Raw genomic sequence first — 13,190 nt, 5'->3', positions numbered from 1 at the left:
TTACTTCTGTTTCTCCTCTACAACCTCTCCATTTCGGTAGAGGCGCGTCATGTATACCTTACCTTCTGGGTTGTGGTATTTCCAGGTGCCGGTGGCTCTGTTGTTGCGGTGCTGGCCGAGCACTTCTACTTTGCCGTCCTCGAAGTACTGTTTGTAAGGGCCGAAGCGAAGGCCGTCTTTGTAACTTGTCTCGGATTTGAGCTTGCCGCTTTCGTAAAACTCCTGGCTGCTCACAATTTTGCCGTCGCCTTTGCCGTAGGTATACTTCGCCTTGGCCTGGCCATTTTCATAGTACACCACGCGCTCGCCGGTCAGTTTGTCGGTATTGTAGGTTTCGGCTATCTCTTCCTTTTTGCCGGGGACATCATAGTAAGTTTTCCAGTTGCCGGTGCGCAGTTTGTTTTTGTATTGCTCCTCGGCTTTTATGTTGCCGGAGGGGTAATAGGTCGTGATTTTGCGGTCGTCGCCGTTGTTGCTGTACTGGCCTTCCTCCTTCAGTTTGCCGTCTTCGTAGTAGATCTGCGAAAGTCCCTGTACCTGTCCGTTGCGGTAAGTGATCATGCTGCGCAGGTTCCCGTTCTCGAAATAGGCTTTGGACGGACCATGCATCTTGCCGGACACAAAGCTGCCTTCAGTGCTAAGTTTGCCGCTGCGGTAATAGCTCTTGAAAGTACCGTTTCGCTGACCCGCCACATTGATCACTTCTGTTTCCAATTGGCCATTGTCGAAGTAGGTTTTGTAGGAGCCTTCCAGCATGCCGTTGCGGTAAGTGGCATCGGTTTCGAGGTTGCCGTTTTCGAAGTAGGTTTTAGCCGGGCCATTCTGTTGGCTGTTCTTGTAGGTGATCTCCGATTTCAGCTTGCCGTTCGGGTAAAACTCGCGCACCAGCCCCTCCGGGAAACCGTTTACAAAGTTTGTCTCCTTGCGCACTTTGCCATCGGCGTAAAAGGTCTTGAACACGTTGCTCTGCTGGTCATTCTCGTATCTGCCCTCCTGCAGCAAGCGGCCGTCCGGATGAAAAGCTCGGAATGGGCCCTGCTTCTGGTCCTGCACATACGTCACTTGCATGCGGGGCTGCCCGTTCTGGTAATACTCCGTAAACACGCTGTCCTTCTTGCCCGCTACAAACTTGGCAAAGGCTTCCCGCTCGCCAGTTGGGTAGTAGCGGTTGTAGTAGCCCACAATGGCCGAATCTGGTGTTATGTAGTATACCTCTTTCACCGTCGTCATCGATTCGTCGTGGTAGGTGACCACTTTGCGCGTGGACTGCCCGAAAGCTGTGGCGCCGACTAGCAAAAAGGCGGGTAAGATGAAAAGCAATTTAGACATGGGACTGATTTTAAATGTGTTCCAGACAAAGGACTATTTAACAAAGGTCTTTTGATAAATCCTGATTAAAGCAGATTTTACTTTTTTTAGCGCCTGAACAAATAGTGCAGCATTACAAAGCAGGTATAAATCACACAAAAGCAACTGAACCGAGGAGTCTTTTGTCCTTTGTCAAGAAAACTATACCTTCTTCTTGGTTATCTCTTTTGCCACTAGTTTCATGAACGGGTCGGTGTCTCGTACATAGGGCTGGGCCAGCTCTACTGCCTTGGCATGGTTGACTTTGTCGAGGCTCATCAAGGCACGCCGGATCACATACTTGTCCGGTTCGCTTTTGATCAGGTGCAGGAGCATTTTCTCGCGGCCTTCTACCTCCACATGCGAGAGCAATTCGGCCATTTGCCAACGGGCCTGCGGCTGGTTCGAGAATACCCCTTTGCGTATAAATCGCAAGGGCTCCGCGAGTTTCTCCTCCACAGCTTTCAACACTATACCTGCCTCATTGTCGATCGCCAGGGCATACACAAGCAGTTGTGCCAGGTCGTGGTTAAACTCTTTATTCAGTTGCTCCAGTGCTTCTTCAGCTGCCTTGTACAAAGCGTCCCTCTCAGGGTAGTCTGCTTCCCACTCGCCCAAACCTCTTTGTTCGTTATAGGTGTCGGGCGTCATCTTGGCCCATTCCCAGAACCTGGCCAGTTCGTTTTCTAATGACATAGTATTTCAAAAAGGATAAACACCAAAAGTATGGCAAACAGTTTAATTGATAGCAAGGTATAAAAAAGAAGCCCTACGAAATAACGTAAGGCTTCCTGCAAAAAATATACCTGTTTGGGCAATTACATTTTTTCGATCACAAGGGCAGAGGCACCGCCACCGCCGTTGCAGATACCGGTCACACCGATTTTGCCGCCTTTTTTGTCGAGCACGTTGCAAAGCGTGGTTACGATGCGTGCACCGGAAGCACCCAGTGGGTGACCCAGTGATACGGCACCACCGAACACGTTCACGTTGCCACCTTCCAGACCCAGTTTCTGGTTGTTAGCGATCGATACGACTGAGAAGGCTTCGTTGATTTCGTAAAAGTCAACCTCCTCAGGCGATACGCCGGCATTTTTCAGCGCCTTAGGTATAGCCAAAGATGGCGTAGTGGTAAACCAGATCGGATCCTGCTCCGCATCAGCAAAGCCACGGATCTTTGCGATCGGCTTCACACCCAGTTCTTCTGCTTTCTCCTTGCTCATCAGCAACAGTGCAGCGGCGCCGTCGTTCAGGGTAGAGGCATTGGCGGCCGTTACTGTACCTGCTTTGTCAAACACAGGGCGCAGACCAGCCATTTTCTCGAAGTTCACTTTTTTGTATTCTTCGTCTTCTGTTACCACAATCGGGTCTTTGCCACGCTGCGGAATCTCCACCGGCACGATCTCGTCTTTCAGCATACCTGCCTCAGCGGCAGCAGCTACTTTTTTGTAAGAGCTGATCGCGTACTCATCCTGCATTTCACGGGTGATCTTCATTTCGCGGGCTGTGTTCTCAGCGGCATTGCCCATGTGGAAGTCGTTGTACACATCCCACAGACCGTCTTTCATCAGGCCGTCGATCATCTGACCGTGACCCAATTTAGCACCGAAACGGGCTTTGTCGAGGTAGTAAGGAACGTTGCTCATGCTCTCCATACCACCCGCTACGATCACGTCTTTGTGACCCAGCATGATGGCCTGCGCCGCATACATGATCGCTTTTGTACCGGATGCGCATACCTTGTTGATCGTCGTACACTCTACTTCGTAACCTAGACCTGCCTTCACAGCCGCCTGACGGGCAGGAGCCTGTCCCACGTTGGCCGACAGCACGTTGCCCATGATCACTTCCTGTACCAGGCTTTTGTCAACACCTGCTTTCTCCAGGGCACCTTTAATAGCAGCTGCACCCAGCTCCGTAGCAGTCAGGCTGGCCAGCACGCCGCCAAAGCTACCGATCGGAGTACGCACAGCTGAGATAATATATACTTCCTTAGTTTGCATAAGATTGTCTCTAATAGTTTTGTAGTGTGAAATTATCAGGATTCAAGCGGAAAACCAAACAATCGTTAGGTAAATGGCTTGTTAGAGGTTAAATGGTTTAATTGTTAAATTGTCGAGCCCATAGAAGTGGGTTTGCATGCGTCTAAATGTTAGTGTTGAGCCATCCTCCTTTAAACCTTTCTTGTAGAGTAGCCTCTAACCGAATAACGTGGGCAGCCGCAAAATAATTTGTACATTTAGAGAACCAATCAAATAGAGAACCAATCAAATAGAGAACCAATAGCCAAGCCTTTTACAATGAAGAGATTCTTATTGTTGATGGCCCTGTTCGGTACCGGCCTTACACAGGCGCAGGCACAGCAGCAAGCCACCAAAAAACCACTCACCCACGATGTATACGACAGCTGGAAAGGAGTGGCCGGGGACAAACTTTCCAACAACGGCCAATACGTATTGTTCAACGTCGATCCGCAGGAAGGCGACGGCACCCTCTACATCCGTAACTACGCCAGCAAAGCCTGGAAAGAATTTGCGCGTGGCACCAAAGCGGAGTTTACCAACGATAGCCGCTACGCCGTGTTCCAAATCAAGCCGGAGTATAACAAGGTGCGTGCGCTCAAGCTGAAGAAGAAAAAAGGCGACGACCTGCCGAAAGATTCCCTGGCCATCGTGACGCTGGAGAACATGAACGTGGTGAAAGTACCGCGCGTGAAATCCTACAAGCTGCCGAAAGAGGGAAGCAACTGGGTAGCCTACCAACTGGAGAAACCGGTACCCGCTAAGAAGGAAACGGCCAAAAAAGAGGACCCGAAAACAGAGCCCGCTATACCTGAAACTCCGAAGACCGAACCTGCCAAAACAGCCGCTGCAAAACCTGCCGCCAAGCCGAAGCAGAAGAAATCAGAAGGCACGGAACTAGTGGTGCGCAACCTGCAAAGTGGACAAGAGCACCGCTTCAACCGCGTAGTGGATTACGTGTTCTCCGAAATGGGCAACATGCTCTACTTTGTGAAAGACGAGCTTGACTCGCTGCACACCGCCGGGGTATACGCTTTCAGTACAGCCGATCTTAAAGTTATGCCGATCGATACCGGCAAGGTGACTTACACCGGCATCAGCACCGACAAGGCGGGCGAGCAACTGGCCTATGTCGCGACGAAGGACACGGTAGGAGCAGAGCTACGCTATTTCAATCTCTACCACTGGAATAAGAAAGACAACAAAGCCGTTACCCTGGCCGATACGGTAACCAAAGGGATGCCGAAGGCCTGGATGGTGAGTGAGCACGGTAACCTGCGTTTCTCAGAAGACGGACGCCGCTTGTTCTTCGGCACCTTCCCACGCCCGACCCGCTTCGAGAAAGACACCACCAAGCTCGAAGAAGAGAAAGTAAACCTGGATATCTGGGGTTACAAAGACCCACTCATCCAGCCGATGCAGCTCAAGCAACTGAGTCGCGACCAGAAGCGCTCGTTCCTGGCCATGTACGACCTGCGCGGCAAGAAAATGCAGCAGCTCGCTACCCTCGAAATGCCCGACGTATACCTGGACGCCTACGGGCAGTCGGACGTGGCGCTGGGTGTGAGCGACGAGAAGTATAAACTCACTGTCGGCTACGACACGCCAACCCGCAAAGACGCCTACCTGATCGACTTGAAAAAGGGTACCAACAAGCAGATACTGAACGAAACGAGAGGTTTTCCGCGCCTGTCGCCACAGGGCAACTACGTGTACTGGTACGAGCCAACCGACAGCAGCTGGCATGCCATGACCACCAAAGGCGGCGCTAACCTCAACCTGACCAAGCGCATCGGTTTGCCATTTTATGAAGAAGACAACGACGTGCCTTCCTTGCCGGGCTCTTACGGTGCAGCCGGCTGGCTAGAAAAAGACAATGCCTTTTTGGTATACGACCGCTTCGACATCTGGAAACTGGACCCAAGCGGCAAAAGAGCTCCCGAAAACCTGACCGATAAATATGGCCGCACGAACAAGCTGCGCCTGCGCTACGAGCAACTCGACAGCGAAGAGAAGTTTATACCTGAAAACGCCACGCTCTACCTAAGCGCCTTCAACACTGTTGACAAATCGGCCGGCTACTTCCGCGACCACGTGAGCAAAACCGTGCAGCCCGAAAAACTGGTGATGACGCCACATGGCTATACCTCACTGAACAAGGCCAAAAACAGCGACCGCATCACTTTCCGCCGCGGCTCTTTCCGCGAGTACAACGACCTCTATACCTCCGACCTGAGCTTTGCCAATGTAGAAAAGCTGAGCGATGCCAATCCGCAGATGAAGGACTACCTGTGGGGTAATGTGGAGCTGGTCAGCTGGAAATCGACGGATGGTATACCTTTGGAGGGTTTGTTGTACAAGCCGGAGAACTTCGATCCGAAGAAAAAATACCCGATGATGGTGTACTTCTACGAGCGCTCTTCGGATGGTATCCACAACCACCGTGTGCCTGCCCCGAGTGCCTCTACCATCAACATCCCCTACTTTGTAAGCAACGACTACCTCGTGTTCGTGCCCGATATTGTGTATACCGAAGGCTATCCGGGCGAGAGCGCCATGGACTGCATCATACCGGGTGTGCAAATGCTCGTAGCGCAGGGCTTCGTGGATGACAAGAACATGGCGCTGCAGGGGCAGAGCTGGGGCGGCTACCAGATCGCCTACATGGTGACGCGCACCAATATGTTCAAGGCGGCCATGGCCGGAGCGCCGGTATCGAACATGACGAGCGCCTACGGTGGTATCCGCTGGGGCACGGGCCTGAGCCGCCAGTTCCAGTACGAGCGCACGCAAAGCCGCATTGGTGGCACGCTGTGGGAAAAGCCGATGCAGTTCATCGAGAACTCACCGCTCTTCTTTGCCGACCGTGTGAAGACGCCACTGCTGATCATGCACAACGACCAGGACGGTGCTGTGCCGTGGTACCAGGGCATCGAGTTCTTCATGGCGCTGCGTCGTTTGGAGAAGCCTGTTTGGATGCTCGTATACAACGGCGAGGACCATAACCTGGTGCAGCGCAAAAACCGCAAAGACCTATCCGTGCGCATGTCGCAGTTCTTCGACCATTACCTCAAAGGCGCTCCGGCTCCGAAGTGGATGGATAAGGGTGTTCCGACGCTGCTGAAAGGAAAAGACTACGGCTTTGAACTGACCGAGCCGCAGGTTTCTTCTGCGCCGAAAGAGTAGTTTCTATACCTGTTTATAGCTGAAGGACAGCGGCCGTCTCCGAATAGAGGCGGCCGCTGCTCGTTTAAGAAAGCGTCAACTTAGTAGCTAAAAAATAGTGTTTGGTATATTATTTTAAAACCAATAAAAACTTGTGTTTGTAAAAGACGTTCCTTAACTTCAGAAGCCTTTTCACCAAACTGAACTACTTTGAAACGTCGTGATTTTATGTACCTGGCAGGTATGGGCGCTGGTGCGCTGATGCTGCCTATCCCCCTGATTGGGAAAGATGTGTCACCGGAGGTACTGCTGGAGACCATGGATGTGGGGCTCCGGAAAGAACTCGCGGATGTGGCCCTGAACGCTGCCCGATCCAGTGGCGCCTCCTATGCCGATGTCCGCATCGGTCGCTACCTCAACCAGTTCGTGATCACTCGCGACAACAAAGTGGAGAACACCGTGAATACGGAGTCATACGGCGCAGGTATACGGGTGATCGCCGACGGTGCCTGGGGTTTTGTGGCAGCCGACAACATCACCAAAGACAATATTGCCAGCATGGCCAAAAGGGCCGTGGCGATTGCCAAAGCCAACGCCAAGTTGCTCGAGCAGCCGGTGCAACTGGCACCGCAACGCGGCTATGGCGAAGTGAGTTGGAAAACACCCATTGAAAAAAACGCGCTGGCTATACCTGTTAAGGAGAAAGCCGACCTGCTGCTGGCTGCCAACGATGCTGCTATGAAGAACGGTGCCAACTACATGAACTCGCTGCTCTTTCTGGTGAACGAGCAAAAGTATTTCGCCTCTACCGACGGCTCTTACATCGACCAGGACGTGCACCGCATCTGGCCGGTCTTCACGGCCACGGCCATCGACCCGGCCTCCGGCAAGTTCGAGACACGCCAGTCGCTGAGCGCGCCGATGGGCATGGGCTACGAGTACCTGGATGGGCGCAAGGAAAGCAAGACTGCCAGCGTGACCACCCTCTACGGCAAGCACTACGACATGCTCGAGGATGCCGCCGCTGCCGGCAAGCAGGCCGTGGAAAAACTGAAAGCCAAATCGGTGGAAGCAGGCAAGTACGACCTCGTGCTCGATCCCTCGCACCTGTGGCTGACCATACACGAGTCGGTAGGCCACCCGCTGGAGCTCGACCGTGTGCTGGGCTACGAAGCCAACTTTGCAGGCACCTCTTTCGCCACGCTGGACAAGTGGAAATCAAAGAACTTTAATTACGGCAGCAAAATCGTGAACCTCTTCGCCGACAAAACGCAGCCGGGCTCGCTTGGTGCGGTTGGTTACGACGATGAAGGCGTGAAGACCAAACAGTGGGACCTGGTAAAGGACGGTACGTTGGTAAACTACCAGGCCACCCGCGACCAGGCACACATCATCGGCGAGAAAGAATCGCATGGTTGCAGCTACGCCGACAGCTGGAGTTCGGTGCAGTTCCAGCGCATGCCGAACGTGTCGCTGGCGGCTGGCAAAACACCGCTCAGCGTGCAGGACATGATCAAGGACGTGAAGAAAGGCATTTACATCATCGGTGATGGCTCTTTCTCCATCGACCAGCAGCGCTACAACTTCCAGTTCGGCGGACAACTCTTCTACGAGATCAAGGACGGGCAAATTGCCGGCCAACTGCGCGATGTTGCATACCAGAGCAACACACAGGAGTTCTGGAATTCCTGCTCCGCCATCTGCGACGAACGCGACTACCGCCTGGGCGGCTCCTTCTTTGATGGCAAAGGGCAGCCGATGCAGGTGAGTGCCGTTTCGCATGGCAGCGCCACCGCCCGCTTCAACGGCGTGAACGTGATCAATACAGCCAGGAAAATCTGATAAGTTTAGGAGTTTGAGAGTTTAGGAATTAGAGAAGGAAGTGTAGTTTGCTTATGCACTATAAGCTGATGGCAGCGACAGCCAAGTTCTGTGAAGGTTTATTCAACTTTCTAACTTCCAAACCTTTTAACTTTCTAACCAAATAACTCTCAAACTCCTAAACACCCAAACTCTCTAACTAAAAGAAACTATGCTTTTCACAGAACAACAGGCGCGGGAGATCATGCAGAAGGCCCTCAGGTTTTCCAAGGCCGACGAGTGCGTGGTGAACCTGCAGGGTTATACCAGTGGCAACATACGCTACGCCAACAACGCCGTGTCGACGAGCGGCGAAAACAGCAATTCCAGTCTGGTCGTGACCTCCGCTTTCGGTAAGAAGACAGGTATAGCCACCATCAACGAATTTGATGATGCCTCGCTCGAGAAAGCCGTGCGACGATCAGAGGAACTGGCCCAGCTAGCTCCCGAAAACCCGGAGTACATGCCGATATTGGGTCCCCAGAAATACCAAAGCTCTAACGCCTACTTCAAAAGCACCGCCGACTTCTCGCCGCAGCAACGTGCCGATGCAGCAGCAGCCAGTATACTGCCTGCCCGTGAGCGAAAGCTGAAGGCGGCTGGCTACCTGCAGCACAACGCCGGCTTCCAGGCCATGCTTAACTCCAAGGGGCTTTTCGCCTACCACCCGAGCACCAGCGTGGAATTCTCGGTAACAGCGCGAAACGAGGCAGGCACAGGCTCTGGTTATGCCTCACGTGGGTACAACGACATCAGCAAACTAAACACCGCCCAGGCCTCTAAGATTGCGATGGACAAGGCCGAGGGATCGGCCAAAGCAGTAGCCCTGGAGCCGGGCAAGTATACCGTGATATTGGAGCCGGCCGCTGTAGCGGTGCTGCTTGAGAACATGTTTTTCAACATGGATGCCCGCAGTGCCGACGAGGGCCGCAGCTTTATGAGCAAACAGGGAGGTAAAACTAAAATAGGAGAGAAGCTGGTGGATGCGAAAGTGAACATCTACTCAGACCCCACGCATCCCGAGCTGCCTGCTGCCACCTGGAGCGGCGACGGCAGACCGGTGGAGCGTGTGAACTGGATCGAGAATGGCGTGGTGAAGAACCTATACGCTTCCCGCTACTGGGCCGAAAACAAAGGAGCCAAGTCGATCCCGATGCCGAACAATGCGATCATGGAAGGTGGCAAGGCCTCGCTGGAAGACATGATCAAGAACACGAAGCGCGGCATCCTGGTGACACGCCTGTGGTACATCCGCTCCGTAGACCCGCAGACGCTCCTGCTCACGGGTCTTACGCGTGACGGTACTTTCCTGATCGAAAACGGAAAAATAAAGCATCCGGTGAAGAACTTCCGCTTCAACGAAAGCCCGATCATCATGCTCAACAACCTGGAGGAGATGGGCCGGCCGGAACGCGTGGTAAGTGGCGAGTCGAATGTCAACTACATTTTGCCGCCGCTCAAAGTCCGCGACTTCACCTTCAGCAGTTTGTCAGACGCTGTGTAAGCAGAGTAGGGCAGATTTTTAAAGTGCCTTTTCGCTATGAAAAGCTAAAACCGCTTAGGTTCATCCAGGCGGTTTTTTAGTTTTCAATTCCTAATTCTTAATTCCCAATTCGTAATTCTCCAGACTTTCCCAGGGCTGAGCGGTGCGCATAAACTGCCCTGTTCCGAACGCTATTTCCTTGCCCTTTTCATTGTACAACGTAGCCTCCGCCACAAACAGGTTTTTCCCTACCGAACGCACGGTACCCACGGCTTTGAGTATACCTGAATTGACGGGCCGCAGCAGGTTGATCTGAAACGAAGAAGTCACGATAAACACGTCTGTCACCAGCGAAGCGACAGCGAAGTAAGCGGCATCGTCGAGCAGTTTAAAGTACGTGGCGCCGTGTATGGCTTGTGCCCCATGAAAGTACTTCGGATCAACCGGCAAGGAAATCTCCGTCCTGCTGTGTGATACCTGGATACTGCTGCCGCTGAACAGCTGCTGCACGTTGGCGCTCAGGTATAGCTTTTCGAGTTTCCGGTAATGCAGTTCTGGCGTTATGGACATGCTTTGTTTTTTGTGCAAGTATACGCAATGCTGCTCAGCCAATTAAACTTAAGAAGAAGAAAGAGCAGGCCAAGAGTGCCGGAATGTTAGTATATTGGCGGCATTCAGAACGTAGGTGCGGAGCCAGTGCGCAGGTATAAGCAGTGCCATGGCACGGGTATACGCACATCACATTTAGAGTATTTATTTATGTCAGAAGAAATGAAACAGTGCCCGAAATGCAATTCACCTTACGGCTACGCAATGGGCGAGGAGCTTTACGCCTGCCCGGAGTGCGGCAACGAGTGGAACCCAAGTGAAGTGGAAGAAGAAGCGGGGCTGAAAGTAGTGGATGCAAATGGTAACGTGCTGCAGGATGGCGACACGGTTGTGGTGATAAAAGACTTGCCTGTGAAAGGCGCTCCGAAGCCTGTAAAAGCAGGAACAAAAGTGAAGAACATTCGCCTTACTGAAGGAGATCATAACATTGACTGCAAAATAGACGGCTTTGGCTCGATGGGACTTAAGTCCGAGTTTGTCAGAAAAGCCTAAATGGATTGGCTGTAAATCTTCCTCTATGGTCGATGTCCTGACTGAGATTACGATAGAAAAGCCGCTTGATGTGGTGTCAGACTACGCGGCTGATCCGGACAAGGCACCGGTGTGGTACGACAACATCAGGTCAGTGGAATGGAAGACACCGAAACCATTAACAGTGGGGTCTCAAGTTGCTTTTGTGGCTTATTTTCTGGGAAGAAAGCTGGCCTATACCTACAAAATTGTATCCTACATACCGGGTCAGGAAATGGTGATGCATACTGCCGAAGGACCTTTCCCGATGGAAACCACCTATACCTGGCAAGCCGATGGCGTTAACAGGACGCACATGACCTTGCGCAATGCCGGGCGGCCGTCGGGTTTTTCTAAGTTGTTCGCGCCTTTTATGGCAACCATGATGCGGAAAGCCAACAACAAAGATCTGAAAAAATTGAAGGAGATTTTGGAAAAAGCCTAAGATGAAATATCCTTACGCTCCCGGCATTAACCACATCGAATTCTGGGTGAAAGACCTGGCGGAATCCACTGCGTTTTACCGCGAACTTTTTCCGTTGATCGGCTGGCACGCGCTCAACGATACCTCTTTTAGCTGTGGGCAGCATGAAATATACTTCAAGCAAATGCCGGTTGCTTTCTGCGACAGTTTGGGTGTGCGGCACATCTGTTTCCATGCCACAAGCAGAGAGGTGGTTGACCAGGTAGGGGAGTGGCTGCGTCGGCAAAACGCTGACATTATTCGCGGGCCGCAGGAGATGCCGCGCTATGATGCGAGTTACTATACCGTTGATTTTCGGGACCCGAATGGCTTTGTTTTGGAGGTAGCCCACACGCCCAAAACTAAGCTTTAAGCCGCGACGATAGCAGGTATAAAAAAACAAAGGCAGCTAGTGATAGCTGCCCGTTTTCATAGTTATATTTTGTGCTATGAATTCCTTATACTCCTATTCCTGAACTATGTTGTGGCATGGTCCGGAATTATTGTTGATGCATCTTTTTGCCAGGGCGGTATACCTGGTTTTAAGACACTACCACCGCGGCCATCCGCAGCTCTTTCACACGGTCTTCAAAATACTCCGCAGGTCTCCCCTCTCCAAATATAGCTACCTTGCCAAACAGTTCCGTGAGCTCCTCGCTATGCTCTGCCTTCTGCCCTTTACGGATGTCAATGTAGGCAAATCGTGTCCAGATAACGGAGATGATCGCGCCTGTTTCGGGGTCAACCATTTGGCCCTCCATGAGCAGGTCGGAGCCGCTATACCAGCGCAGGCAGGTCTTGATCGTGACTGTTTCCATGAACTTCACTTCACGCAGATAAGCGATCTGGTTAGAGGCCACCACCCATGCCTTCCCCGTGGTCTTGCCCATGGCGTAAATGTCTAACCCATAGTTGTCGCGCAGTTGGTCCTCTCTGGCGTTCAGGTAATAGTCAATGTAGCGGCCATTGTTCAGGTGGCCGAAGGGATCGCAGTCCTCGAAACGAATCAGAGCCTTGCTCTCCAGGATTTTGCTGAATGTTTTAGTCATAGGTTTATTTGTTTAAAAAAAGACCGATTGGTTTATTTTAAGGTAAAAAAATATCAGATTTTTAGTTCCTGCTCCAGCATCTGCTCTAGCTGGGAAATGACCGTGTTCAGGTATTTGTGATCGCCATAGGCTTTAGAAAGCATAATACCTCCTTCTATCATGCTCACAAACAGAATAGAGAAGCGTTGTGTATCGGTTTCAGGCTTAAACTCACCTTTGGCTATACCTTGCAGCACGATGTTGGCAACGGCTTTATGGAGCCGGTTGAGTACTTTTACGACACTGGCCCTAAGCAACGGATTGGTGTCATCAGCCTCTACTGCTGTGTTCAGAACTGGGCATCCGCCCTGCACAGGCGGTGAGAACAGGTATGTTTTATAAAACTGCAGAATGGCTTTTAGCTTGTCCGTAGCACTTTCTTTGCTTGCAACGCGCTCCGCGATCATACCTGTGATGATGCCGGCAGCGTGCTCAAAAGCAGCCAGCGCGATCTCCTCTTTGCTCTCGAAGTGCCCGTAAATGCCTCCCTTTGTCAAACCGGATGCAGCCATAATATCCTGCATGGAGGTGCCGGCATAGCCCTTCTGGTTGAAGAGTGGTGCCGAGCGCTCAATGATGAGCTTTCGCGTGCGTTCTGCTTTGGATAAGGTAGCGTCCATGTTGTTAGGGGATACGCAAAATAA

12 protein-coding genes are annotated in these 13,190 nt (G+C 52.0%); 6 read left to right on the top strand and 6 right to left on the bottom strand.

The features are described from left to right. From BD749_RS13715 to BD749_RS13705, 3 genes are all read right to left on the bottom strand, one after another. Window positions 1-1,329 (bottom strand): toxin-antitoxin system YwqK family antitoxin, encoded by a 1,329-nt coding sequence (locus tag BD749_RS13715; RefSeq protein ID WP_101445241.1) that lies wholly within the window; start codon window positions 1,327-1,329, stop codon window positions 1-3. A 180-nt stretch (window positions 1,330-1,509) separates the two neighbouring features. After that, the gene (locus tag BD749_RS13710) at window positions 1,510-2,043 is read right to left on the bottom strand and encodes a HEAT repeat domain-containing protein (RefSeq protein ID WP_101445239.1); all 534 of its coding nucleotides are present in this window, start codon (window positions 2,041-2,043) and stop codon (window positions 1,510-1,512) included. 122 nt (window positions 2,044-2,165) lie between these two features. Then, the gene (locus BD749_RS13705; protein WP_101445237.1) at window positions 2,166-3,350 is read right to left on the bottom strand and encodes an acetyl-CoA C-acyltransferase; all 1,185 of its coding nucleotides are present in this window, start codon (window positions 3,348-3,350) and stop codon (window positions 2,166-2,168) included. A 297-nt stretch (window positions 3,351-3,647) separates the two neighbouring features. On the opposite strand from BD749_RS13705, the gene BD749_RS13700 reads away from it, so the two are divergent. The 3 genes from BD749_RS13700 (at window position 3,648) to BD749_RS13690 (ending at window position 9,897) form a co-directional block, all read left to right on the top strand. Further along, window positions 3,648-6,554: an alpha/beta hydrolase family protein gene (locus BD749_RS13700; RefSeq protein ID WP_101445235.1), complete on the top strand. Its 2,907-nt coding sequence runs from the start codon at window positions 3,648-3,650 to the stop codon at window positions 6,552-6,554. A gap of 189 nt (window positions 6,555-6,743) precedes the next feature. Then, window positions 6,744-8,375 (top strand): TldD/PmbA family protein, encoded by a 1,632-nt coding sequence (locus BD749_RS13695; protein ID WP_101445233.1) that lies wholly within the window; start codon window positions 6,744-6,746, stop codon window positions 8,373-8,375. 190 nt (window positions 8,376-8,565) lie between these two features. Beyond that, window positions 8,566-9,897, top strand: coding sequence for a TldD/PmbA family protein (locus BD749_RS13690; RefSeq protein WP_101445230.1), 1,332 nt, complete (start codon window positions 8,566-8,568; stop codon window positions 9,895-9,897). 90 nt (window positions 9,898-9,987) lie between these two features. Here BD749_RS13690 and BD749_RS13685 read toward each other — a convergent pair whose 3' ends face one another. After that, complete coding sequence (locus BD749_RS13685) at window positions 9,988-10,446, bottom strand: PaaI family thioesterase (RefSeq protein WP_101445228.1); 459 nt, start codon at window positions 10,444-10,446, stop codon at window positions 9,988-9,990. Between the two features lie 189 nt (window positions 10,447-10,635). On the opposite strand from BD749_RS13685, the gene BD749_RS13680 reads away from it, so the two are divergent. Genes BD749_RS13680 through BD749_RS13670 form a run of 3 tightly spaced genes read left to right on the top strand, consistent with a single transcriptional unit; the run spans window position 10,636 to window position 11,831 of the window. Further along, window positions 10,636-10,977, top strand: coding sequence for a zinc ribbon domain-containing protein YjdM (locus tag BD749_RS13680; protein WP_101445226.1), 342 nt, complete (start codon window positions 10,636-10,638; stop codon window positions 10,975-10,977). Between the two features lie 25 nt (window positions 10,978-11,002). After that, complete coding sequence (locus BD749_RS13675; protein ID WP_101445224.1) at window positions 11,003-11,440, top strand: SRPBCC family protein; 438 nt, start codon at window positions 11,003-11,005, stop codon at window positions 11,438-11,440. A 1-nt stretch (window position 11,441) separates the two neighbouring features. Continuing rightward, a complete protein-coding gene (locus BD749_RS13670; RefSeq protein WP_101445222.1) occupies window positions 11,442-11,831 on the top strand; it encodes a VOC family protein in 390 nt (129 codons plus the stop codon). Between the two features lie 169 nt (window positions 11,832-12,000). Here BD749_RS13670 and BD749_RS13665 read toward each other — a convergent pair whose 3' ends face one another. Together BD749_RS13665 and BD749_RS13660 are read right to left on the bottom strand one after the other, a co-directional pair. Beyond that, a complete protein-coding gene (locus BD749_RS13665) occupies window positions 12,001-12,507 on the bottom strand; it encodes an acyl-CoA thioesterase (protein WP_101445220.1) in 507 nt (168 codons plus the stop codon). Window positions 12,508-12,560: 53 nt separating this feature from the next. Next, a complete protein-coding gene (locus BD749_RS13660; RefSeq protein WP_101445218.1) occupies window positions 12,561-13,166 on the bottom strand; it encodes a TetR/AcrR family transcriptional regulator in 606 nt (201 codons plus the stop codon). Between the last annotated feature and the right edge of the window lie 24 nt (window positions 13,167-13,190).

This window comes from Pontibacter ramchanderi (assembly GCF_002846395.1).
Taxonomy (GTDB): Bacteria; Bacteroidota; Bacteroidia; order Cytophagales; family Hymenobacteraceae; genus Pontibacter; species Pontibacter ramchanderi.
The sequence above is the reverse complement of the archived record's forward strand: the minus strand, read 5'-3'. Positions and strand labels throughout refer to the sequence as shown.

Coding starts and splice junctions, on each gene's coding strand:
- BD749_RS13715 (WP_101445241.1), bottom strand. CDS start 1,329: ATGTCTAAATTGCTTTTCATCTTACCCGCCTTTTTGCTAGTCGGCGCC.
- BD749_RS13710 (WP_101445239.1), bottom strand. CDS start 2,043: ATGTCATTAGAAAACGAACTGGCCAGGTTCTGGGAATGGGCCAAGATG.
- BD749_RS13705 (WP_101445237.1), bottom strand. CDS start 3,350: ATGCAAACTAAGGAAGTATATATTATCTCAGCTGTGCGTACTCCGATC.
- BD749_RS13700 (WP_101445235.1), top strand. CDS start 3,648: ATGAAGAGATTCTTATTGTTGATGGCCCTGTTCGGTACCGGCCTTACA.
- BD749_RS13690 (WP_101445230.1), top strand. CDS start 8,566: ATGCTTTTCACAGAACAACAGGCGCGGGAGATCATGCAGAAGGCCCTC.
- BD749_RS13685 (WP_101445228.1), bottom strand. CDS start 10,446: ATGTCCATAACGCCAGAACTGCATTACCGGAAACTCGAAAAGCTATAC.
- BD749_RS13680 (WP_101445226.1), top strand. CDS start 10,636: ATGTCAGAAGAAATGAAACAGTGCCCGAAATGCAATTCACCTTACGGC.
- BD749_RS13675 (WP_101445224.1), top strand. CDS start 11,003: ATGGTCGATGTCCTGACTGAGATTACGATAGAAAAGCCGCTTGATGTG.
- BD749_RS13670 (WP_101445222.1), top strand. CDS start 11,442: ATGAAATATCCTTACGCTCCCGGCATTAACCACATCGAATTCTGGGTG.
- BD749_RS13665 (WP_101445220.1), bottom strand. CDS start 12,507: ATGACTAAAACATTCAGCAAAATCCTGGAGAGCAAGGCTCTGATTCGT.
- BD749_RS13660 (WP_101445218.1), bottom strand. CDS start 13,166: ATGGACGCTACCTTATCCAAAGCAGAACGCACGCGAAAGCTCATCATT.